21 protein-coding genes and 1 pseudogene are annotated in these 22,720 nt (G+C 70.3%); 6 read left to right on the top strand and 16 right to left on the bottom strand.

Annotated elements, in window-relative coordinates:
• Window positions 1-50: 50 nt before the first annotated feature.
• Window positions 51-1,004: a DUF3152 domain-containing protein gene (locus ACZ5SK_RS19020; protein ID WP_361705404.1), complete on the bottom strand. Its 954-nt coding sequence runs from the start codon at window positions 1,002-1,004 to the stop codon at window positions 51-53.
• Window positions 1,005-1,144: 140 nt separating this feature from the next.
• On the opposite strand from ACZ5SK_RS19020, the gene ACZ5SK_RS19015 reads away from it, so the two are divergent.
• The 4 genes and pseudogenes from ACZ5SK_RS19015 to mgt all read left to right on the top strand — a co-directional run bounded on the left by ACZ5SK_RS19015 (window position 1,145) and on the right by mgt (window position 5,244).
• The gene (locus ACZ5SK_RS19015) at window positions 1,145-1,840 is read left to right on the top strand and encodes a response regulator transcription factor (RefSeq protein WP_334576216.1); all 696 of its coding nucleotides are present in this window, start codon (window positions 1,145-1,147) and stop codon (window positions 1,838-1,840) included.
• Window positions 1,837-3,339: a sensor histidine kinase gene (locus tag ACZ5SK_RS19010; RefSeq protein WP_334576215.1), complete on the top strand. Its 1,503-nt coding sequence runs from the start codon at window positions 1,837-1,839 to the stop codon at window positions 3,337-3,339. Before ACZ5SK_RS19015 ends, ACZ5SK_RS19010 begins: the two co-directional genes overlap by 4 nt.
• Window positions 3,340-3,356: 17 nt before the next feature.
• Window positions 3,357-3,953, top strand: a complete 597-nt coding sequence (locus tag ACZ5SK_RS19005) for a hypothetical protein (RefSeq protein WP_468576315.1) — start codon at window positions 3,357-3,359, stop codon at window positions 3,951-3,953.
• Window positions 3,954-4,004: 51 nt separating this feature from the next.
• A pseudogene (gene mgt / locus ACZ5SK_RS19000) lies at window positions 4,005-5,244 on the top strand (macrolide-inactivating glycosyltransferase).
• A gap of 150 nt (window positions 5,245-5,394) precedes the next feature.
• On the opposite strand, the gene ACZ5SK_RS18995 reads toward mgt, so the two are convergent.
• Window positions 5,395-7,662 (bottom strand): MMPL family transporter, encoded by a 2,268-nt coding sequence (locus ACZ5SK_RS18995; RefSeq protein ID WP_334576212.1) that lies wholly within the window; start codon window positions 7,660-7,662, stop codon window positions 5,395-5,397.
• Window positions 7,663-7,940: 278 nt separating this feature from the next.
• On the opposite strand from ACZ5SK_RS18995, the gene ACZ5SK_RS18990 reads away from it, so the two are divergent.
• Window positions 7,941-8,492 (top strand): DUF1697 domain-containing protein, encoded by a 552-nt coding sequence (locus ACZ5SK_RS18990; protein ID WP_334576211.1) that lies wholly within the window; start codon window positions 7,941-7,943, stop codon window positions 8,490-8,492.
• Window positions 8,493-8,522: 30 nt separating this feature from the next.
• A complete protein-coding gene (locus tag ACZ5SK_RS18985) occupies window positions 8,523-9,569 on the top strand; it encodes a ketopantoate reductase family protein (RefSeq protein ID WP_334576210.1) in 1,047 nt (348 codons plus the stop codon).
• 61 nt (window positions 9,570-9,630) lie between these two features.
• On the opposite strand, the gene ACZ5SK_RS18980 is transcribed toward ACZ5SK_RS18985, so the two are convergent.
• The 14 genes from ACZ5SK_RS18980 to ACZ5SK_RS18915 all read right to left on the bottom strand — a co-directional run bounded on the left by ACZ5SK_RS18980 (window position 9,631) and on the right by ACZ5SK_RS18915 (window position 22,633).
• A complete protein-coding gene (locus ACZ5SK_RS18980) occupies window positions 9,631-10,380 on the bottom strand; it encodes a sirohydrochlorin chelatase (RefSeq protein WP_468576313.1) in 750 nt (249 codons plus the stop codon).
• 11 nt (window positions 10,381-10,391) lie between these two features.
• Window positions 10,392-11,288 carry an ABC transporter permease gene (locus tag ACZ5SK_RS18975; RefSeq protein WP_334576207.1) on the bottom strand — a complete coding sequence of 299 codons (897 nt, stop codon included), beginning with the start codon at window positions 11,286-11,288 and terminating at the stop codon, window positions 10,392-10,394.
• A complete protein-coding gene (locus ACZ5SK_RS18970) occupies window positions 11,275-12,087 on the bottom strand; it encodes an ABC transporter ATP-binding protein (RefSeq protein ID WP_334576206.1) in 813 nt (270 codons plus the stop codon). The genes ACZ5SK_RS18975 and ACZ5SK_RS18970 overlap by 14 nt, the downstream gene beginning before the upstream one ends.
• A 9-nt stretch (window positions 12,088-12,096) precedes the next feature.
• Window positions 12,097-13,209 (bottom strand): aliphatic sulfonate ABC transporter substrate-binding protein, encoded by a 1,113-nt coding sequence (locus tag ACZ5SK_RS18965; protein ID WP_334576204.1) that lies wholly within the window; start codon window positions 13,207-13,209, stop codon window positions 12,097-12,099.
• 236 nt (window positions 13,210-13,445) lie between these two features.
• A complete protein-coding gene (locus tag ACZ5SK_RS18960; RefSeq protein ID WP_334576203.1) occupies window positions 13,446-14,780 on the bottom strand; it encodes a sulfate adenylyltransferase subunit 1 in 1,335 nt (444 codons plus the stop codon).
• A gap of 2 nt (window positions 14,781-14,782) precedes the next feature.
• Entirely contained in the window at window positions 14,783-15,721 is a 939-nt protein-coding gene (gene cysD / locus ACZ5SK_RS18955) for a sulfate adenylyltransferase subunit CysD (RefSeq protein ID WP_334576202.1), read from the bottom strand.
• Window positions 15,718-16,323, bottom strand: coding sequence for an adenylyl-sulfate kinase (gene cysC / locus ACZ5SK_RS18950; RefSeq protein WP_334576200.1), 606 nt, complete (start codon window positions 16,321-16,323; stop codon window positions 15,718-15,720). The genes cysD and cysC overlap by 4 nt, the downstream gene beginning before the upstream one ends.
• A gap of 5 nt (window positions 16,324-16,328) precedes the next feature.
• Window positions 16,329-17,039: a phosphoadenylyl-sulfate reductase gene (locus tag ACZ5SK_RS18945; protein WP_334576199.1), complete on the bottom strand. Its 711-nt coding sequence runs from the start codon at window positions 17,037-17,039 to the stop codon at window positions 16,329-16,331.
• Window positions 17,036-17,215: a hypothetical protein gene (locus ACZ5SK_RS18940; protein WP_030940226.1), complete on the bottom strand. Its 180-nt coding sequence runs from the start codon at window positions 17,213-17,215 to the stop codon at window positions 17,036-17,038. The genes ACZ5SK_RS18945 and ACZ5SK_RS18940 overlap by 4 nt, the downstream gene beginning before the upstream one ends.
• On the bottom strand, window positions 17,212-18,909 hold the full coding sequence (locus ACZ5SK_RS18935; RefSeq protein ID WP_361705420.1) for a nitrite/sulfite reductase: 1,698 nt from the start codon (window positions 18,907-18,909) through the stop codon (window positions 17,212-17,214). Before ACZ5SK_RS18935 ends, ACZ5SK_RS18940 begins: the two co-directional genes overlap by 4 nt.
• A 127-nt stretch (window positions 18,910-19,036) precedes the next feature.
• Complete coding sequence (locus ACZ5SK_RS18930; protein WP_309486338.1) at window positions 19,037-19,120, bottom strand: putative leader peptide; 84 nt, start codon at window positions 19,118-19,120, stop codon at window positions 19,037-19,039.
• Window positions 19,121-19,270: 150 nt separating this feature from the next.
• Window positions 19,271-19,843 (bottom strand): GNAT family N-acetyltransferase, encoded by a 573-nt coding sequence (locus ACZ5SK_RS18925; protein WP_468576311.1) that lies wholly within the window; start codon window positions 19,841-19,843, stop codon window positions 19,271-19,273.
• A 17-nt stretch (window positions 19,844-19,860) separates the two neighbouring features.
• Window positions 19,861-21,189, bottom strand: a complete 1,329-nt coding sequence (locus tag ACZ5SK_RS18920) for a hypothetical protein (RefSeq protein WP_361705424.1) — start codon at window positions 21,187-21,189, stop codon at window positions 19,861-19,863.
• A gap of 166 nt (window positions 21,190-21,355) precedes the next feature.
• A complete protein-coding gene (locus ACZ5SK_RS18915; protein WP_334576193.1) occupies window positions 21,356-22,633 on the bottom strand; it encodes a helix-turn-helix domain-containing protein in 1,278 nt (425 codons plus the stop codon).
• Window positions 22,634-22,720 lie beyond the last annotated feature (87 nt).

Here is a 22,720-nt window from a genome sequence, read left to right as displayed (position 1 = left end):
CGGGCGGTGACAGCGCTGAGCGACGGTGACAGCGCCGAGCGGCGGCCGGTTCAGGGGACGGACGGACCGGTGATGAGCCGTCCCTGCGCGTCGTACGGCCAGACGTTGGGGACACAGCCGTTCATGCCCTTGATCTGCTGCATCATCGCCGGGGCCGGCCGGCCGGGACCGGGGCAGCCGACGTGGTTGTGATGGAGGAAGTGGCCGACCTCGTGATTGATGATCAGCGCGCGGTAGGCGGTGACGTCCTTGGCGTAGACGGGGGTGGCCAGCAGCCAGCGCCTGAGGTTCACCATGACGTTGTCGTCGACGTTGCAGTTGACCTCGCCGCCGGTGTCCAGCCCGTACTGACCGCAGATCTTGTCCACGGTGCCGGGCGTCGCGACCCGTACGACGAAGTCGACGGCACCCACGGAGACCCGCCGGAACGCCGATCGACCGTCCGCCGTCCAGCCGCGCCGGTCGGCCAGGATCAGCTCCACCTGCCGGGCCACGTCCGTGGCGGACAGATCGATGCCGTCCTCGACGTCCACCCGGTAGCGCAGGGCGGTGCCCTTGCCGACCTTGGCACTCGAACCGGAGGCGGTCGTGAACGTGCCCGGCCCCGAGGCCGGGATGCCGCCCTTGGACGTACCCCCGGATTTACCCCCGGACTTACCGTCGGACTTACCGTCGGACGAACCCGCCGACGAACCCCCCGACGGGCCGGCGGATGTGCGGGGCGAGGCCGCTGAGCTCGGCGCCGCCGTCCGCGAGGGCGCCGCACCGGATCCCGCCGCGCCGCCGGACGTGCCGGGCTCGGCGGACGTGGTCGACCGGCCCTCGGCCGACGTGCCGCCCGCCCCCGCAGAGGTCCATCCCACGGCCGCGAAACCGGCCGCGCCCAGGAGGGTCAGCGCGGCGAGCCCTCCCCACAGCGGTCTTCTCCGCCCGGTCGCGGCGGAGTGCGCGGGGCCGCTCCGACGACGACGGGCGGACGAGGAATCTGCTCGATGCACGCTCATGGTTGTTCAGATTGTGATCGCAATGTGATCGGATCTAGCTCAAGAGATAACGAAAAGGTAACGACCCGACCGGCGTGGGTTTATGTGATCATCCGGTAACAGTGGCCCGAAGGGGCCTACGATCTATCGATACTGTGCTCATGCCACGAGTACTACTGATCGAGGACGACCGCGCCGTGCGGGACGGCGTCGGCCTCGCGCTGCGCCGTCAGGGCCACGAGGTCGCCGCCGCCGAGACCGGGGAGGACGGCCTGAACCGGCTGCGCTCCTTCCGGCCGGACGTCGTGGTGCTGGACCTGATGCTGCCCGGCATGACCGGCCTGGACGTGTGCCGGCGGATGCGCGACCTGGACCAGACGCTGCCGATCATCATGGCGACCGCGCGGGGCGACGACGAGGACATCGTTGTCGGTCTGGAGGCGGGGGCCGACGACTACGTGGTCAAGCCCGTGCAGGCCCAGGTCCTCCAGGCCCGTATCCGCGCCGTCCTGCGCCGCGCGGGCGGTGGCGCGACCGCCGAGGGCGGCATCCCGAAGATCGACACCTACGGCGACCTCGCCATCGACCGCGCCGGACTGTCGGTCACCTGGCAGGGGACGCCGGTCGCCCTCGCCCCCTCCGAACTGCGGCTGTTGCTGACCCTGTCCGCCTCGCCCGGCCAGGTGTTCAGCAGACAGCAGCTCCTGGAAGCGGTCTGGCAACACAGCTACCACGGCGACGCGCGTCTGGTGGACGCCTGCGTGAAGCGACTGCGCGCCAAGCTGGGCGAACCCCCGCGCGAGCCCCGGCACATCCAGACCGTACGCGGTTTCGGCTACCGGTTCGCCGCCCGGTGAGAGCCCTGGGAACACGTTTCCGCACCCACCGACTGCGCGGCCTGCGGGTGCGGTTGGTGGTGGCGTTCGCGCTCGTGGCCGCCGTCAGCGCCACCACCACCGGCGCGCTCACCTTCAGGGAGGCGCGCACCCGGGTGCTCCAGCAGAGCCAGGACACCGTGATCAAACTGCTGCGCACCCAGGTGACCCGGCTCGCCCCCGACCTCGCCTTCCCGCCCGACGAGGCCGGACTGCGTCGATTCGCGGCCGACGTGGCCGGCGCCGAGCAGTCGGGTTCCTGGCGGGTGCTGGTCGCCTACCGCGGCCTTCAGGCCACCTCCGTGCCCGACGACCGGTTCGAGGAGCTGACGCCCGCCGTGCGCGAGGCCGTGAACTCCCGTTCGGCCACCGTCTTCCAGCGCGTCAACCGCGCGGACCACACGGCGCTCCTCGTCGGCATGTCGGTCGCCTTCGCCTCCTCCGACCCCTCGGGCGCAGCGCCCCTCTCCGGCATGAAGGTGTTCCTGACGGTGCCGCAGACCACCGAAGAGGCCTACGTCGACGCCCTGGTCACCGCCGTGGAGCGGGCCGCCGTCCCCGCGCTGCTCCTCGCCGTCCTGCTCGCGCTGCTCGCCGCCCGCGGGGTGCTGCGGCCGGTGCGCGCGCTGCGGCATGCCACCCGCAGGATCGCCGAGGGCCGGCTGGACACGCGGCTCGCCGTCGACGGCTCCGACGAACTCGCCGAGCTGTCGTACACGTTCAACGAGACGGCTGCCGCCCTGGAGGAGTCGGTGGCCGAACTGCGCGGCATGGAGGCCCGGGCCCGCCGTTTCGCCGCCGACGTCTCGCACGAGCTGCGCACTCCGCTGGCCGCCATGTCGGCCGTCACCGACGTCCTCGACGAGGACGCCGTCCGCCTCGACCCGGACACCGCCACCGCGGTCCGGCTGATCAGCCAGGAGACCGTGAAACTGGCCCGACTGGTCGACGACCTGATGGAGATCTCCCGCTTCGACGCGGGTGCGGCGGTCCTGCACCTGGACGAGATCGACCTCGCCGAATCCCTCCGGCGCACCCTCGCCTCCCGTGGCTGGACCGACACGGTGGACGCCGTGCTGCCGGCGCCGGACGCGCTGCGCGGACGCGTCGACCCGCGCCGCCTCGACGTCGTCGTCGCCAACCTGGTCGGCAACGCCCTGCGGCACGGCGCCCTGCCGGTCCGGTTGCGCCTGTCCGAGGACGCGGCGCCCGGGGGCGGGCGGCGGGCGGTCATCGAGGTGGCGGACAGCGGCCCCGGCATCCCCGACAGCGTGCTGCCGTATGTCTTCGAACGCTTCTACAAGTCGGACGCCGCACGCTCCCGGACCGAGGGCAGCGGCCTGGGACTGGCGATCACCGAGGAGAACGTCCGTATGCACGGCGGCACCGTCCGGGCGGCGAACCGGCCGGAGGGCGGCGCCGTCTTCATCGTTGAACTCCCGCTGAGGCGGGACGAGTCGACAGAGGAGGCGCGACCGTGAGGATCGTGTCCCGAGCCGTGTCCCGAGCTGTGTCCCGAGCCGTGCTCCTGTGCGTCCCGGGCCTGTGCACGCTGGTCTCCTGCGGCATTCCCTCGACCGGCGTGGTGGAGGCGGGCGGGCCCGCCCACGGGATCACGCCGACGGTACGGGTCTACCTCGTCGCCGACGGCGCCCTGGTCGCCGTCCCCCGCAGGGTCGCCGGACAGGTCGACGTCGAGTCGGCCGTGGAGGCGCTCCTGTCGGGACCGACGGACGTGGAACGGGCGAAGAGCCTGACCACGCTGCTGCCACAGATGTACTCCTGGTCGTCCTTCCTGAATGCTGCCCCTGCCACCGAGCAGCCCGGAGTGCCCACCGTGGATCCGTCCGTGGCCCCCGCCACCCAGGGCGCGGAGTCGGCCTCCGTGCGGGTGACCACGAGTGAGGACAAGGTGGCGATCCAACTGAGCTCCGTCACCGAAGAGTTGACCAAGCTCGCCGCGGCACAGCTGATCTGCACAGCGGTCGACGCCCGTCGCACCGTCGGCCCCGAGATCAAGACGGTGACCGTGACGGTGACGACCGCGGCCGGCCAAAGCGTCGAGGGATCCGGCGCGGGTTGCCCCGGCCTGTGATGCGCGCACCCTGCCCCGACCTCTCGACCGGGCAGGTCGCGGACCCGCTCAATTGAATTGCACGAGACGTATCGTCTCGCCTACGGTCGTCGGCATGACCGGTCGCCCCGCCCATATCGCCATGTTCTCCATCGCCGCCCACGGCCACGTGAACCCCAGCCTCGAAGTGATCCGCGAACTCGTCGCGCGCGGGCACCGGGTGACGTACGCGATCCCGCCCGTCTTCGCCGACAAGGTCGCCGGAACCGGTGCCGAGGTCAAGCCGTGGCACTCGACTCTGCCCTCACCCGACGACGATCCCTCCGCCTGGGGAGACACCCTCCTGGACAACGTGGAACCCTTCCTCGCCGACGCGATCCAGGCACTGCCCCAGCTGATCGAGGCCTACGACGGGGACGAGCCGGACCTCGTCCTGCACGACATCACCTCCTACCCGGCCCGTGTCCTCGCCCACCGCTGGGGCGTCCCGGCGATCTCCCTCTCGCCCAACCTCGTGGCCTGGAAGGGCTATGAGAAGGAGGTCGCCGAACCGATGTGGGCCGAGCCGAAGAAGACAGCGCGCGGAAAGGCCTACTACGCCCGCTTCCATGCCTGGCTGGAGGAGAACGGGATCACCCAGCACCCCGACGACTTCGCCGGCCACCCCGCCCGCTCCCTCGTGCTGATCCCCCGAGCGTTGCAGCCGCACGCCGACCGGGTCGACGAAAGCGTGTACACGTTCGTCGGGTCCTGCCAGGGCGACCGCGCGTCCGAGGGTGACTGGACCCGGCCCGCCGGCGCGGAGAAGGCCGTACTCGTCTCGCTGGGCTCGACCTTCACCGACCGGCCGGACTTCTATCGGGAGTGCGTGCGGGCCTTCGGCGGACTGCCCGGCTGGCACCTCGTGCTCCAGATCGGCCGGCACGTCGACCCCGCCGCGCTGGGCGTCGTACCCGACAACGTCGAAGTACGGTCCTGGGTACCGCAGTTGGGGGTGCTGAGGAAGGCCGACCTGTTCGTCACGCACGCCGGCGCCGGCGGCAGCCAGGAGGGGCTCGCCACGGCCACACCGATGATCGCCGTACCGCAGGCCGTCGACCAGTTCGGCAACGCGGACGTGCTGCAGGGGCTCGGGGTAGCCCGGCACATCGCTGCCTCGGACGCGACGGCCGAGGCCCTGCGGGAGGCCGCCCTCGCACTCGTCGACGACCCGGAGGTCGCCGTCCGGCTCCAGCGGATCCGGGCGGAGATGGCGAACGAGGGCGGCACCCGAAGGGCGGCGGATCTCGTCGAGGCCGGACTCCCCCGCTGAGAACGGAGAATCTGAGAACGGAGAATGAGGGCCCGTTGACTACCCCGGTAAGTCAACGGGCCCTCGGTTCAAGGTGGTTCAGGAGCTTGAGGAAGGTCGGGGAAATCGGGGAGGTCGGGTAGTCAGGGAGCTCCCGGAGCACTCGGACCGTCAGACCCTCAGCGGCTCGCCCTCGTCGTCCCGGGTCACCGGGGCGAGCGCCTGCGGCGACTCGTCGTGCGTGAGGTCGGGCAGCCGGTGCAGCCACTTCGGCAGGTACCAGTTGCGCTCGCCGAGCAGTGCCATCACGGCCGGGAGCAGCACACCCCGGATGATCGTCGCGTCGATCAGGACCGCGGCCGCCAGACCCACGCCCATCTGCTTCATGGACTGCATGGACAGCGTTCCGAAGATCGCGAACACGGCCACCATGATGACGGCGGCACTGGTCACCACACCCGCCGTGGTGACGACACCGTGCTCGATGGCCTCGTTCGTCGTACGGCCCCGCATCCGTGCCTCGCGGATCCGCGAGACGACGAACACGTGGTAGTCCATCGACAGGCCGAACAGGATCACGAAGAGGAAGAGCGGCAGCCAGGTGATGATGGCGCCGACGCCCTCCGCGCCCACCAGCGACGCGCCCCAGCCGTGCTGGAAGACGGCCACGAGGATGCCGTACGCCGCGCCCACCGACAGCAGGTTGAGCGCGATCGAGGTGACCGCGATCGTCAGCGACCTGAACGACAGCAGCATCAGCAGGAAGGCGAAGACCACGACGAACGCGAAGACGGGGGCGACGGCTCCGCCCAACTGGTCGTTGAAGTCCTGTGAACCGGCCACCTGTCCGGTGATCGGCGCCTGCAGGCCGTCGACCTTGCCGAGCGTCGCGGGCCGCACCTCGTCGCGCAGCTTGTCCAGGCTGGCACCCGCCTTGTCCAGGTCGGAGCCGCCGACCAGCGGAACGTACACGTAGGCGATGTTCTGCGCGTCGTGCAGCTTGATCTCGACGGGGCCCAGGGAGGCGCCCGAGCTGACCGCCTGCTCCTTGAACTGTTCCAGCGCGGTCTTCACCTCGGCGGCGTTGATGTCGTCCGCCTTGACGATCACTTCGGCGGGCTCGGAACCGCCCGGGAAGGCGTCGTTGACCCGGTTGTAGGTCTGCACGATGGGCAGCGAGTCGCCGAACTCCTGGTCCAGCGTGAGGTTCTGCGTCTTCATGCCCACTGCCGGAGCGGCGATCGCGAGCAACGCACCGGCCGCGACGACCAGCGAGACCGCGGGCTTGGCGAGGACGACCTTGAGGACGGCGCTCCAGAACCGGCTGCCCTCCGCGGCGGGCCGGCCGCCCGCCTTCTTGCGGCGCTTGTCCGGGTGCAGAAACGGAATGCGTCCCTTCTCCACCCGCTCGCCGAGCAGCGACAGCAACGCCGGGAGAACGGTCACCGAACCGACCATGGCGACGGCGACCACCATCAAAGAGGCCAGACCCATCGCCTGGAACGTGGCGAGCCCGGTGAACATCATGCCCGCCATCGCCACGCACACCGTGACACCGGAGACGATCACAGCGCGGCCGCTGGTCGCCGCGGCGATCCTGAGCGCGGTTTCCGGATCACGTCCGGCGGCCCGCTCCTCGCGCTCCCGGCGCAGGTAGAACAGGCAGTAGTCGACGCCCACGGCCAGACCGACCAGCAGCATCACGGAGCTCGCCTGGTCGTCCATCGGCTGGATGTGGCTGACGATGCTCATCAGACCCATCGTCGCCATGATCGCGGTCATCGCGAGCGCCACCGGCAGCAGCGCCGCCACCAGCGCGCCGAAGGCGATCAGCAGGATGCCCAGGGCCACCGGCACGGCGGAGAACTCGGCCTGCTGGAAGTCGTCGCCGAACGCGTCGTTGAAGGTCTTCATCATGCTGGCGCCGCCGATCTCCTCGATCCGCAGCGAGGAGTGCTCCTTCCCGACACCCTCCACGGCCGCCAGCACCGGCTCGACCCGGTCGCCCGCGGTGTCGGAGTCGCCCCGCATGTCGAACTGGACGAGCGCGCTGCGGCCGTCCTTGGAGATCGTGTGCGAGTCGTAGGGCGAGGTCACGTCGGTGACCGCGCCCGTCCCGTCGACGGCCTTGACGACCGCGGCGACGGCCGCCTTGAACTCGGCGTCCGTGGCCTTGACGGAACCGTCCTTGGACTGGATGAGGACGGTCTCACTGGCCGGCTCGTCGATCCCGGCGTCCTCGATGATCCGCGCGGCCGTGCGGGTCTCGCCCGACAACTGGTCACTGTCCTTGACCTCGACCGTGCCCGCCGCCGAGCCGATCCCCATGGCCAGGACGACGAACAGTACCCAGATCCCCACGGCGGCCCATCGGTGCCGGGCACTCCAGCCGCCGGCCCGCGCGGCGATGCCCCGCACCCGTGTGTCTCCGTTCCCCATGACGGGCCTGCCCCCTTGTGATGCGGTGACAGCCCCCTGCCGCCACCTTTTGATTCGAAGGTATGGGCTGGATAAGGCCTTCTCCTCGTGCTGGCCGGTGACCTGCCGGATCCCCGACTCCTCCCGTCGGACCCCGCCCTCTCACCGCTGGGGAGGACAGCGGCCCCTTACATCTATCCGGAGTTCTCGGGGCTGTTGATCAGGGTCCGGCCGACGGCGAAGGCGCCGGGGCCACCGTGCCCACACCCACGGGTGCGGCGGCCGCTTAGGGTGTGCGGATGACGACGACGACGTACGCGGCCCTGCTGCGCGGCATCAACGTGGGCGGCAGCAAGAAGGTCCCGATGGCCGAACTGCGCACCCTGCTGGAGGGCCTGGACCTCGGAGACGTGCGCACCTACCTCCAGAGCGGCCAGGCCGTCTTCTCCAGCGACCACGGAAACGAGGAAAGCCTCGCCGCCGAGATCACGGCCGCGATCGAGAAACACTTCGGGTTCGGCGTCGACGTCCTCGTGCGTGACCACGCGTTTCTGAAAGCGGTTGTCGACGCCTGTCCGTTCCCGGCCGCCGAACTTCAGGCCAAGCAGCTTCACGTCACCTACTTCTCCGCCCCCGTCGACGAGGAGCGCTACGCCGGCATCGACCGCGACGCCCATCTCCCCGAGGAGTTCCGCCTCGGCGACCGCGTCCTGTACCTGTACGCCCCCGACGGTCTCGGCCGCTCCAAGCTCGCCGAGCAACTGTCCAGGCCCCGCCTCAACAAGGGGCTCATCGCCACAACCCGGAACTGGAACACCGTCGTCAAGCTGGTGGAGATGACCCGAGTCTGACCCCGCGCACGACTGTGCGAGGCTCGTCCCATGCGCTACGTCATCATCGGAGCAGGAGCGGTCGGGGGCACGATCGGCGGACGGCTGGCCGAGGCCGGACGGGAGGTCGTGCTGGTCGCGCGCGGCGCGCACGGCGCGGCCCTCGGCGAGCACGGACTGCGGCTCAGGGTGCCGGAGGGCGAGCTGACACACCGGCTGCCCGTCGTCGAAGGACCGGACGCACTCGGCACACTGCGCGCCGACGACGTCCTCGTCCTCGCCGTCAAGACCCAGGACAGCGAGTCGGCACTCCAGGCGTGGGGCCCGGCTCCGGTGGCGGGCGGCGGCACGGCCGCCGAGCGCCTGCCGCTGGTCTGTGCGCAGAACGGCGTGGAGAGCCCGCGCCTGGCCCTGCGGCGCTTCCGGCACGTCTACGGCGTCTGCGTCTGGCTGCCCGCCACTCATGTCGAGCCCGGCGTCGTCTCCGCCGCCGGCACCCCGCTCACCGGCATCCTCCACCTCGGCCGCTATCCGCACGGCACCGACGACACGGCCCGCCGTATCGCCGCCGACCTGGAGAAGGCGCGCTTCGAGGCGCCGGTCGCAGCGGACGTCTCCCGCTGGCAGTACGCGAAACTGCTGTCCAACCTCGCCAACGCCCTGGAAGCGGTGAGCGGCCCGATCGACGACCCCGACGCCCAGGCCCTGTTCGAACGCGTGCGGGCCGAGGGCGAGGCCGTGCTGCACGCCGCCGGGATCGCGTACACGGGCGCCGAGGAAGAGCAGGCGGTACGCGGGAACAAGGTCACCCTCGTCCCGCTGGACGGCGCCCCGCGCGGCGGCGGCTCCTCCTGGCAGTCCCTCAGCCGCGGCGCCGGCAGCATCGAGGCCGACTACCTCAACGGCGAGATCGCGCTTCTCGGCCGTCTGCACGACGTGCCGACCCCGCTGAACGAGTTGCTGCAACGGCTTGCGAACCGGTTCGCAAGCGAACGCCGGGCACCGGGGTCGCTGCCGGTGGGGGAGCTGATCCGACTGGTCGACGAGACGGACTCCGCCGCGCGGCCGGGTGGTACGGGAACGGCGGCCCGCCCCTGATCGGACCTCCGCCGCAGTGAGGGCCGGCGGGGCCGGCGTCGCTGACGGCGTCCGCCGCCGGTCAGGCGCCGACGGCCGTCAGCGCCGGCGTCCGTGCCGCGTCGTACCGCTCCAGCAGCACCCGCGCCACCTCCGGCGCCGGGCCCAGCACCTCGGCCAGGACGTCCGCCTCCGCCGCGCCGCGCGCGATGCGGTCCGGCAGGAAGCCCGGGGCCAGGACGTACGGTGCGACGGCGACCCGAGAGCAGCCCAGTGCCCGCAGTTCGCGGACCGCGTCCTCGGTGCGCGGGAGAGACGCGGAGGCGAACGCAGGTCGCACGGCACACCAACCGGTGCGCCGCCACTCCCGCGCGATTTCTGCGATCACTGCGATCGCCTCCGGGTCCGTGGACCCCGCCGAGGCCAGTACGACCCCGGTCGAGGACTTGTCGGCGGGCGTCAACCCCGCCTCGTACAACCGTCGTTCCAGGGCGGCGAGCAGCAGCGGCGAGGGACCGAGGACCTCGGCCTGCCTGATGCGCAGCTGCGCCGGCGCCTCGCGCAGGACCGCCGGGATGTCGGCCTTCGCATGGAACGCGCGGGTCAGCAGCAGCGGCAGCGCCACGACGTCACGCGCGCCCTGCGCCGCCAGCGACTCCAGCACCCCGTGGACGGACGGGAGGGTGAAGTCCAGGAAACCGGTCTCCACGCGCAACCCCGGCCGCAGCGACCGTACCCGCCGCACCAGGGCATGGACGGCTCTGGCATGCCGCGGATCGCGGCTGCCGTGGGCGATCACCACAAGCGCGGGGGGAAACGGTTTCCTGTGCATGGGACTTCGGCTCAGCCCTTCACCAGCAGACCGCGGCTGCGCAGCACCCACCGCTCAAGCGGGCTGAAGATCAGCAGGTCGATGGCGATACCGACGAACAGGATGAGCAGGATCGCCTCGAACACCATCGACATGTCACTGGCGTTGCGGCCGTTCTCCAGCAGTTGACCGAGACCGACGCCGAGATCCGGGAAGGACGCGATGATCTCCGCCGCCATCAGCGAGCGCCACGAGAACGCCCAGCCCTGCTTCAGACCCGCCACATAGCCCGGCAGCGCGGCCGGCAACGTGATGTAAACGGTTCCCCGCAGACCCGTGGCGCCCATCGTGCGGCCCGCCCGCAGGAACAGCGGCGGCACCTGGTCGACGCCCGACACCAGCCCGTTCGCGATGGAGGGCACCGCGCCGAGCAGGATCACCGCGTACATCATGGAGTTGTTCAGACCCAGCCACAGCACGGCCGGCGGCACCCACGCCACCGACGGCAGCGACTGCAGACCGGACAGGATCGGGCCGATCGCCGCCCGCACGAACTTCACCCGCGCCACCAGCAGACCCAGCGGGGTGCCGATGGCCAGCGCGAAGAGGAAGCCGAGCAGACCGCGCGAGACGCTGGTCCAGATGTAACCGAGCAGCTTGCCCTCGAGCCAGGCGTCCCGCAGCGTGTGCCACACGTCCAGCGGCGAGACCAGCTTCGTCGGATCGTCGACCACCTTGAAGGTGATCTGCCAGACGACCAGCAGCAGCGCGGTCGCGATGATCGGCGGCAGGATCTTGTCGACGAACGTCCGCCGGAAGGGCGTGCGGACGGTCGGCGCGACCACGTCGAGCGCGTCGAGGCCCGCCTCCACCCCGGCCAGCTCCGTGGACGCCTTCGTCACCGTCGTCTTCGTCTCAGTGCTGGCCATGACGGCGGATCTCCCCACGCAGGACTTCGGTGATCTCGATGGACAGTTCCGCCACGGGGGCGTCCTCGATCCGGCGCGGCTGCGGGATGTCGACCGTCCACTCGCGCGCCACCCGGCCGGGCCGGGAGGACAACAGGACGACACGCTGTGCGAGCCGCACCGCCTCGCGCACGTTGTGCGTGACGAACATGACGGACAGCCCCGTCTCCTCCCAGATCCGGGTCAGCTCGTCGTGCAGCACGTCCCGGGTGATGGCGTCCAGCGCCGCGAACGGCTCGTCCATCAGCAGCAGTTGGCTTTCCTGCGCGAGGGCGCGGGCCATCGCCACCCGCTGCCGCATACCGCCGGAGAGTTCGTGTACGCGCTTGCCGTACGCGCCCTTCAACCGGACCAGTTCGAGCAGCTCCTCGGCCTTGCCGCGCCGCTCGGGCTTCGCGACCCCCCTGAGCTTCAGGGCGAGCTCGATGTTCTTGCCCGCGGTCAGCCACGGGAAGAGAGCATGCTCCTGGAACATCAGGGCCGGGCGGCCGTGGGTCGTGATGGACCCGGCGGTGGGCTCGTCGAGCCCCGCCACCAGGTTGAGCAGCGTGGACTTGCCGCAGCCCGAGGCCCCCAGGAGGGTGACGAACTCGCCGGGAGCGACATCGAGGGTGATGTCGTCCAGGACGAGCTGCTGCCCGCCCGGTCCCGCGAAGGACTTCGAGACGTGCTCAAGGCGTGCCGCGTACTCCACGGACTCGGTGGACTCTGCGGCCTTGGCGAAGGTCGTGGCCATGGTCGTCACCTCCTGGGAACTCATCGGACTCGATCAGCCGATGCCGAGACCGGCGTCGTCGACCGCGGGCTCGCCCTCGGCCTTGAGGACCTTGTTCAGGAGCGTCAGGTCGTAGATGCCCTTGAGGTCGGGCTGCTTCAGCAGGCCCGCCTTGACCGCGTGCGCCGCCTCGGTGTTGAGGGTGGAGGCCAACGGGTCGTTGATGAACTGGATCGACGTCCACGCCGGGTCCAGGACCTTCGTGGGCAGCGCCTTGCCGGAGTCCGCCTCCAGCTGCTTGTTCGCCGCTGCCTTGGCCTCCGCCGGGTTGGCGTTGATCCACTTGTTGGTCTCGACCGAGCCCTTCAGCACGGCCTCGACGACCTTCGGGTGTGCCGTGAGGAACTTCTGCGACACGATGATGTTCGTGATCACGAACTTCTTGTCGGGCCACAGCGACGCCTCGTCGAGCAGCACCTTGCCGCCCTCGGCGACCAGCTTGGACGCGGTCGGCTCCGGCACCCAGGCGCCGTCGAGCGAACCCGCCTTGAAAGCGTCCGGAGTCACCTTGTTGTCACTGCGCACAACGGTGACATCACCCTTGCCGCTCTGCGCGTCGACCTTCCAGCCCTGCTCCGCGATCCAGTTCAGAAACGCCACGTCCTGCGTGTTTCCGAGCTGAGGCGTCGCGATCTTCTTGCCCTTGACGTCCTTCAGGGACTTGACCTTGTCCGGGTTGACGACCAGCTTCACCCCGCCGGACGCCGAACCGCCGATGATGCGCAGGCTCTTTCCGTCGGACTTCGTGTAACCGTTGATCGACGGCGAGGGACCGATCCAGCCGATGTCGATGGAACCGGCGTTCAATGCCTCGATCTCGGACGGACCGGCGTTGAAGGTCGCGTACGACGCCTTGGTGGCGCCCAGCTCCTTCTGGAAGATGCCCTGTTCACGGCCGACCAGCGCGGTCCCGTGCGTCAGGTTGCCGAAGTAGCCGATCTTGACGGTGTCGAGCCCGTCGATCTTCTGCGCCCCGGCGGCGACCTTCTCGTTGGCGTTGTCGTCCTTGGACTCGGAACCGTAACCGCAGGCGGCGAGGGCGAGAAGGGGGAGTGCGGCGGCCACGGCGGCGCCGCGGCGGAGGAGAAATGAGCGGTTGGCAGGCACGGGAGGGGTTCCTCTCGTTGGCCCGGCGGTCACGGCTTTTCAGGTCGTGGCCGGGAAATCGGCAAAGGGTCTTCGTCGCTTCCGGGACGTCGGGTGGGGGGAGAGGGCGCGCAGGCAGTGCGCGTACGTCAGCGCGCACATCGCGCCACCCCGCCCTGCCCGCTGCCGAGGGCGCCGCTGCCGATGCGGCCGCCCTCCTTCGCGAACGTGGAGTAGAAATCGGTGGAGTTCATGTCTCAGAAGTCCCAACCGTCGTCGTCGGACTCGTCCTTGACCGGCACCGGCGACGCGAACGACTCGCCGACCATGCCCGCGGTGAGCGTGGTGCCGTCGGCAGGGTCGATCAGGATGAACGAGCCCGTACGGCGCGAGTCCGCGTAGGAGTCCACCGGAAGCGGCTGTGCCGTGCGGATCTTCACCCGGCCGATGTCGTTGGCGACGAGCTGTCCGGGGTGCGGGTGCAGGGACAGGTCGTCGAGCGTGAGACGGGACGGGATGTCCCTGACGATCGCCTTGACGGTACGGGTGCCGTGCTTGATCAGCACCCGGTGCCCGACCGTCAGTGGCTGGTCGGCCACATGGCACACGGTCGCCTCGACGTCCTGTGTGGTGGGCGGCGCGTCCTTGGTGGGCACGATCAGGTCGCCGCGCGAGATGTCGATGTCGTCCGCGAGCAGCACGGTCACCGACTGGGTCGTCCACGCCACTTCCACCGGCTCGCCCAGCAGGTCGATGCCGGAGATCGTCGAGGTACGGCCGGACGGCAGCACCGTCACCGCCTCGCCCACCCGGAACGTGCCGGCCGCGATCTGGCCCGCGTAGCCCCGGTAGTCCGGGTGCTCGGCCGTCTGCGGCCGGATCACGTACTGCACGGGCAGCCGCGCGTGGCAGTGCGCCAGGTCGTGACTGACGGGAACCGTTTCCAGGTGTTCCAGGAAGGTCGGCCCGCCGTACCAGTCCATGTTCGCCGAGGGATCCACCACGTTGTCCCCGGCGAGCGCCGAGATCGGGATCGCGGTGACCTCGGGAACGCCGAGCTCGCCGGCGTACGCCGTGAACTCCTCGGCGATCGCCGCGAAGACGCTTTCCCGGTACTCGACGAGGTCCATCTTGTTGACGGCGAGCACGACGTGCGGAACCCGCAGCAGAGCCGCGATCGCCGCGTGCCGACGGGTCTGCTCCACGACCCCGTTACGGGCGTCGACCAGGATCACCGTCAGCTCGGCCGTGGAGGCGCCCGTCACCATGTTGCGGGTGTACTGCACGTGACCGGGGGTGTCGGCGAGGATGAACCGGCGCCGGGGCGTGGCGAAGTAGCGGTAGGCCACGTCGATGGTGATGCCCTGCTCGCGTTCGGCGCGCAGACCGTCGGTGAGGAGCGCCAGGTCGGGGGTGTCCTGGCCGCGGCTCGCCGAGACGCGCTCCACGGCCTCCAGCTGGTCGCTGAGGATCGACTTGGAGTCGTGCAGCAGCCGGCCCACCAGGGTGGACTTGCCGTCGTCGACGGAACCGGCGGTGGCGAACCGCAGCAGGGTCGTGGCCGAGAGTTCCTCGGAGGTGATCGTGCTCATGCTTAGAAGTACCCCTCGCGCTTGCGGTCTTCCATCGCGGCCTCGGACATCTTGTCGTCGGCGCGGGTCGCGCCGCGCTCGGTGAGCCGGGAGGCGGCGATCTCGGTGATGACGTCGTCCAGCGTCACCGCGTCGGAGTCGACGGCACCGGTGCAGGACATGTCACCGACGGTCCGGTAACGGACGAGGCGTTTCTCCACCGTTTCCCCGTCCTTCGGGCCGCCCCACTCACCGGCGGTCAGCCACATCCCAGCGCGCTGGAACACCTCCCGCTCGTGCGCGAAGTAGATCTCCGGCAGCTCGATGCCCTCGCGGGCGATGTACTGCCAGACGTCGAGTTCGGTCCAGTTGCTGAGCGGGAAGACGCGCACGTGCTCGCCGGGCGCGTGCCGCCCGTTGTAGAGGTTCCACAGCTCGGGGCGCTGGCGGCGCGGGTCCCACTGGGAGAACTCGTCGCGCAGGGAGAACACCCGCTCCTTCGCGCGCGCCTTCTCCTCGTCCCGCCGGCCGCCGCCGAAGACGGCGTCGAACTTCTCCGACTGGATCTTCTCGGTCAGCGGAAGCGTCTGCAGCGGGTTACGCGTTCCGTCGGGCCGTTCCTTCAGCGCACCGCGGTCGATGTAGTCCTGCACCAAGGCCACATGGAGGCGCAGGCCGTGTGCGGCGACCACGCGGTCGCGGTACTCGAGCACCTCGGGGAAGTTGTGTCCGGTGTCCACGTGCAGCAGCGAGAAGGGGATCGCCGCCGGGGCGAACGCCTTCAGCGCGAGGTGCAGCATGACGATGGAGTCCTTGCCGCCGGAGAACAGGATCACCGGCCGCTCGAACTCGCCCGCCACCTCACGGAAGATGTGCACCGCCTCGGACTCCAGCGAGTCCAGGTGGCTGAGGGCGTACGGGCTGGCCGTGCCCTCCTCGGTTTCGGCGACGGTCGTCGTCATGCCAGTCCCCTCTCGCTGAGCAGGGCGTACACCGACGCCGCGGACTCCTGCACGGTCTGGTCCTGGGACTCGATCCGCAGATCGGGCGCCTCGGGCGCCTCGTACGGGTCGTCGACCCCGGTGAGCCCGGTCAGCTCGCCCGCCGCCTGCTTGGCGTACAGGCCCTTCACGTCACGGACCGAGCACACCTCGACCGGAGTGGCCACATGCACCTCCAGGTAAGCGGTGCCGCCCTCCTGGTGCCGCTTGCGCACCGCCTCGCGGCTGTCCGCGTACGGCGCGATCACCGGAACAAGCGTCTTCACACCGTTACGGGCCAGCAACTCGGCCAGGAAACCGATGCGTTGCACGTTGATGTGCCGGTCCTCACGGCTGAAGCCGAGGCCCGCGGAGATGAACTCGCGGATCTCGTCGCCGTCGAGCACCTCGACGAGGTGGCCCTCCTCGCGCAGCCGGTCGGCCAGCTCGTACGCGATGGTGGTCTTGCCGGCACTCGGCAGACCCGTGAGCCAGACGGTGGCTCCGGTCGTCACGTGGTTCTCCCGGTTCGTAGAAGTGGGGGTCGGCGTGGGGGTGGGCGTGTTCGTGGCAGTCGCGGTCATCGTGGTCAGCCGTGCAGCCCGCACTCGGTCTTCGCCCGGCCGGCCCAGCGGCCGGCGCGTGCGTCCTCGCCCTCCAGGACCCGGCGGGTGCAGGGGGCGCACCCGACGGACGCGTAACCGTCCATCAGCAGGGGGTTGGTCAGCACGCCGTGCTCGGTGACGTACGCGTCCACGTCGTCCTGGGTCCAGCGGGCGATGGGCGAGATCTTGACCTTCTGGCGCTTCTCGTCCCAGCCGACGACCGGAGTGTTCGCCCGGGTCGGCGACTCGTCGCGCCGCAGGCCGGTGGCCCAGGCGCGGTAGCCCTTGAGGCCCTCCTCCAGCGGCTGCACCTTGCGCAGCTTGCAGCACAGATCGGGGTCGCGGTCGTGCAGCTTCGGCCCGTACTCGGCGTCCTGCTCGGCGACCGTCTGACGCGGGGTGAGCGTGATGACGTTGACGTCCATCACGGCCTCGACCGCGTCCCGGGTGCCGATGGTCTCGGGGAAGTGGTAACCGGTGTCGAGGAACACCACGTCCACGCCCTTGAGGACCCGCGACGCCAGGTGCGCGACCACGGCGTCCTCCATGGAGGACGTCACGCAGAACTGCTTGCCGAAGGTGTCCACCGCCCACTGGAGGATCTCCAGCGCGGAGGCGTCCTCCAGGTCACGGCCCGCCTGCTCGGCGAGCGCCTTCAGGTCCTCGGTCGTCTGCTCTTCCTTCACCGCGGTCATATCTCGTCTCCCCCTGCTTCGGAGTGCTGAAGTCCACGGGCGAGCAGCCCGAGGAACTTCAGCTGAAAGGCGCGGTTGCACGCGGCGCATTCCCACGCGCCGTGACCCTGCTCGCTGGGACGCAAGTCCTCGTCGCCGCAGTAGGGGCAGTAGAAGGGGGCAGCCCGCTCGCTCATGAGAGGGCCTCCTCGGACGCACGCGAGGCCCAGGCGGCGAACCGCTCGCCTTCCTTGCGCTCGGCCTGGAACCGCTTGAGGACGCGCTCGACGTAGTCGGGCAGCTCCGCGGAGGTGACCTTCAGGCCCCGCACCTTGCGGCCGAACCCGGCCTCCAGGCCGAGCGCGCCGCCCAGGTGCACCTGGTAGCCCTCGACCTGCTCGCCCTGGTCGTTGAGGACCAGCTGGCCCTTGAGACCGATGTCCGCGACCTGGATACGGGCGCAGGCGTTCGGGCAGCCGTTGAGGTTGATGGTGATCGGCTCGTCGAACTCCGGGATGCGGCGCTCCAGTTCGTCGATCAGCTGGGAGCCCCGCGCTTTGGTCTCGACGATGGCGAGCTTGCAGTACTCGATGCCGGTGCAGGCCATGGTGCCGCGCCTGAAGGGGGACGGCTTGGCCGTCAGGTCCAGCGCCTGAAGCGCCTCGACCAGCGGCTCGACCTGCGCCTCCTCGACGTCGAGGATGATCATCTTCTGCTCGACGGTGGTGCGGACCCGGCCCGAGCCGTGGGCCTCGGCGACCTCGGCGATCTTCGTGAGCGTGGCGCCGTCGACGCGGCCGACGCGCGGGGCGAACCCGACGTAGAAACGGCCGTCCTGCTGGCGGTGCACGCCGACGTGGTCGCGCCAGCGGCCCGAGGGCTCGGCGGGCGCGGGACCGTCGACCAGCTTCCGCTTCAGGTAGTCGTCCTCCAGGACCTGGCGGAACTTCTCCGGGCCCCAGTCGGCGACGAGGAACTTCAGACGGGCGCGCGTACGCAGGCGGCGGTAGCCCCAGTCGCGGAAGATGCCGACCACACCGGCCCACACCTCGGGCACCTCGTCCAGCGGCACCCAGGCGCCGAGCCGGACGCCGAGCTTGGGGTTGGTGGACAGGCCGCCGCCGACCCACAGGTCGAAGCCGGGGCCGTGCTCGGGGTGCTCGACGCCGACGAACGCGATGTCGTTGATCTCGTGGACGACGTCCAGGAGCGGGGAGCCGGAGATCGCCGTCTTGAACTTGCGCGGCAGGTTGGAGAACTCCTTGCTGCCGATGTACCGCTCGTGGATCTCGTCGATGGCGGACGTGCCGTCGATGATCTCGTCCTCGGCGATGCCGGCGACCGGCGAGCCGATGACCACACGCGGGCAGTCGCCGCAGGCCTCGGTGGTGGACAGCCCGACGGCCTCCAGCCGGTTCCAGATCTCCGGCACGTCCTCGATGCGGATCCAGTGCAGCTGGATGTTCTGCCGGTCGGTGATGTCCGCGCTGCCGCGCGCGAACTCCTCGGAGATCTCGCCGATCACGCGCAGCTGCTGGGTGGTGAGGCGTCCGCCGTCGATCCGCACCCGCAGCATGAAGTACTTGTCGTCCAGCTCCTCCGGCTCCAGGATCGCGGTCTTGCCGCCGTCGATCCCGGGCTTGCGCTGGGTGTACAGGCCCCACCAGCGCATACGTCCACGCAGGTCGTTGGGGTCGATCGAGTCGAAGCCCCGCTTGGAGTAGATCGTCTCAATGCGTGTCCGCACATTGAGACCGTCGTCGTCCTTCTTGAACTGCTCGTTGCCGTTCAGCGGGGTGTGGTGCCCCGCGGCCCACTGGCCCTCACCGCGGTGACGGCTCACCTTGCGGCGGGGAGTCGCGGCGGCAGGGTTCTGCGGGGTGGCGGCCATGGTTGATACGTCCTTCGGGACAGGCGGGAGGGTCTCTGACCTGCGCATACGGGCGCACGAAGACATACGTGCGCATCATCGCGCAGGGAGGAGGCGTAAAGCGTGCGGAAAGCGGCGGCGGTGCGGCTCAGCTCGCCGGACAGATGGCGCTGGACATGCGGCCGAGGTCGACGTGTCGCCGACTCACCAAGGCAATTCCAGTTCCGGACATGACGAAAGCGTGTCACGGCGATCTGGACACAGTCCAGCTTCGTCCGCGATGCGGACACCCTTGTCCCGAAATGCGAGACAAGGGTGGCGTCGATCACATGCCCTGCGCGAGCTCTTGTCCGCGCAGGTCGTAGCGGGTATGCGCGGCGGATCAGGCCGGGAACGCGCCCGGCCAGGGGCCCGGCGCGGACACCTCGGGCCGCTCCTCGACCTTGGTGTCGAACAGTTTGAAACCGCGCCGCTGATAGTTGTCCATGGCGTGCTCACCGTCCAGGCTGCACGTATGCAGCCACACCCGCTTGGTCTGCGGCAGTCCGGGCCAGCGGTCCGCGAGCTCCCATGCGCGGGCGACGCCGTACGACAGCAGGTGGCCGCCGATCCGCCGCCCCCGGAAAGCCGGGATCAGACCGAAGTAAACGATCTCCACGACTCCGTCGTCCTGCGGCTCCAACTCCACGTATCCGGCCGGAGTGCCCCGGTCGTACGCGACCCATGTCTCGACCCCCGGGCGCGCCAGGTGCTCCTGCCACTGCGCGTACGTCCAGCGCAGCCGGTCGATCCAGCGGATGTCCCCGCCGACGGACGCGTACAGGAAACGGCTGAACTCGGGGGAGGGGACCTCGGAGCGGACGATCCGGACGTCGTCCTCGGGCGCGGCGGCCGGGAGGAGGTCGGTCGGATCGGTCTGCTCCAAGGACCAGGTGGTCACGGGAATGTTGGTCATGCCCGCCAGGGAATCATTTACCTGCTTGTTCTGTCGATCGATGCCAGGGGCAGCGCGAAGAGCACCCGCCCCGACTGGGTCCAGACCTCACCGGTCTCCGCCCAGTAGGAAAGGGATTCGGTGCGGGCACTCCAGCAGCTGTGTGTTTCCGCGGTACCGCACTTCGCGGCCCGTGCCCGGTCCGCCTTGCTGTCTGCCTCGCCGTGCGCCCTGCCGGCGGTCTGCCGCCACAGCGTCCCGTGCTCGTCCTGCGGGCCGGCGGCGCGGGTCACGTACCACTGGGATCCGTACGACAGCACGCCCCGTACGCCCGTCACCTTCGTCTCGTACGCCTCCGAGGCCCCTACCCGCCCCGTGGCGCCGGCGGCGAGCAGCCCGGCGTGCCCGGGGGCGGTGCTGAAGGGGTAGCGCCACAGGCGGGCGCCCCGGTCGCCGTCGTCGAGGGTCCACTCCCCGGCCACCAGGCTGTCCGGCGCCGTGCTGCGGTCGAGGGAAACGGTTGCGGGGTGCGGGGCGTCGGAACCACCGCTCAGCTCATAGGAGCCGATGGCCGGCAGGACGAAGCGGTAACCGTTTGCCGACCAGCCGCCCGGGACCCGGCCGACCGCATCGCTCACCACGGTGGCGCGCTGGACACGGTTCATGTCGTAGACGTACAGCGCGGTCCGCTGCCCGTCGTCGGCCGTGACCAGCAACTTGTCCTGGTACCAGACCATCCCGGAGACATGGGAGACCAGACCTCGGTAGTCACGCCCGTCGGCGACCGGGACGGCGAGCAGGGCCCAGGTGTAGGAGAGGTGGTTCAGGTCTCCCGCGTTCACGAAGCCGACCCGGGCCAGGCCCCGGTCGGCAGCCGTGCCGCCGCTGCGCGACCAGCCGGAGAGGATCACCCGGTTCGCACCCCAGGCGCCGTCGTCGTCCGCGTCCCCCGACGTGGTGACCGCGCCCGGCTGCCAGCCCTCGGTGTCGTCCGTGTTCCAGCAGTACGCACGGGTGGCCTCGGGGGAGACCGGCAGGGCCCTGCGTTCGGCGGGCGAGCAGTCGATCGCGTCCCGCATCGTGCGGTCGGCGCCCTCCAGCACCGCGCTGACGCCGACCGGCCGGCCCATTCCCGCGGCGAGGCGGTTCAGGGAGGCCTGCGGCACCAGGTTCTCCGTCAGTCGCAGTTTCGCGGTGTCGGCCGTGGCGGTAAGCGGTTTCAGAGCGCCGGGGCCGTCGTCGGTCACCGTGGCCTGGGAAGCGCTGATCATGGTGGCGGCAGCGGTGAGCGCGAGAGCCGTTCCGGACAGGAACGCGCGCAGTACCCTGCCTCGCCTGCGCCGACGGTGTCGGCCGCGATGCTTCATTCGTCCTCCCGAGGCGGGCCAACTGCGCCTGATGATCCGTACGTTGACCGAGGAGCAGGTGGGGTGACCCGTAGAGGGATGCTACGGCAGTAGGCCGCCTTTGAGGACGAAGACCCCGCAAATATGCGGAAGATGCCATCGGAAGGACTCCGGTGGGCCATGGTGGCTATGGTGCCGACGCCCGGTTCCTCACCACGGCGGGCGCGGTCGAATGGGGCAACAGGCCCATCGGATCGGCCGGAAGGAGCACCTCGACCTCGGCATCCTCGCAGAAACGATACGGTTGGTGTTCCAGAAAACCCCCCAGATACCGCCGCACCCGAGACATCTCGGCCCGTACCGTCACCGTACGGCCCGAGTCGCCGAACACGTCCTCGGCCAGGCCCGCCGCGCTGCGGCCGCCACGGTGCGTCGCCAGCAGGTAGAGCAACTCGGCGTGCCGGGGACTCAGCTCGTGCGACCACGACCCCGCACCCCCCGACACCGTCACCGACCAGCGCCGGGGCCGGGTCAGGTCCAGCACGATCCGGGTCGCGCCGCCCGGCAGCGGCTCGGCGGCATCGGCCACGGACCGCACCAGCCAGCCCCCGGCCAGCGGCTCGATCGAGCACAACCCCAGCGTCGGCAGCCAGCGGCGGCCCGGCGACGGCGACTTGGGCAGTGCGATCCGGCTCGCATACGGCATCCCGGTCACCGCGGCCGTCCAGCCGTCCCCGTCCACCGCCGCCGCCCGGCCGCCGAGCCGGGCCAGCACCGGCGCCGCCACCGCGCGCAGCCGTTCCAGCGAGTTCAGGTGTTTCTCCCGCAGCCTGGACTCGGCGAGCTTCGCCACCGAGTCGACCCAGGCGAGGGTGGCCGGATGCATCGTTTCCAGCGGGCCGCTGACATCGACCACGCCGAGGAGCCGGCCGTTGCGCGGGTCGGTGATCGGGGCGCCCGCGCAGGTCCAGGCCGCGTGCGAGCGCACGAAGTGCTCGGCGGCGAACACCTGTACGGGTCGACGCACCACCGCCGGCGTGCCCACCCCGTTGGTGCCGACCACGGCCTCGCCCCAGTCCGCGCCCAGTTCGAAACCGAGCCCGTCGGCCTTGCGCAGCACCGGGTTGCAGCCCTCGCGCCACAGCACCCGGCCCTCGTCATCGGCGACGACCATGATGTGATGGGCGACGTCCGCGACCGACAGCAACCCTTCCCGCAACACCGGCAGCACTTCCCGCAACGGCGACTCCTCCCGCCGTCGCCGCACCTCGTCGGTGCTGAGCAGCCCCGCTCTGAAATCGTGCTCGGGATCGACACCGCTGCGCAGCATCCGCTCCCAGGACTGCTCGATCACAGGGCGCGGCGCGAGGCGCGCCGGCAGACCGGCCAGCCGGGCGTCACGCACCTCGTTGAGCACCCGAGCCGCCCGCGCGGCGTCGACGGCCGCGAGCTGCGGCATGTTCATCGGTGGCATCGCCACTGGGCCTCCCGGGGAGCACACAGGCGGACAACCGGATGTCAAGCTTGCGCACCGCCTGTTTCCGGTCCTGCT

This window comes from Streptomyces sp. NPDC031474 (genome assembly GCF_055581185.1).
The sequence above is the reverse complement of the archived record's forward strand: the minus strand, read 5'-3'. Positions and strand labels throughout refer to the sequence as shown.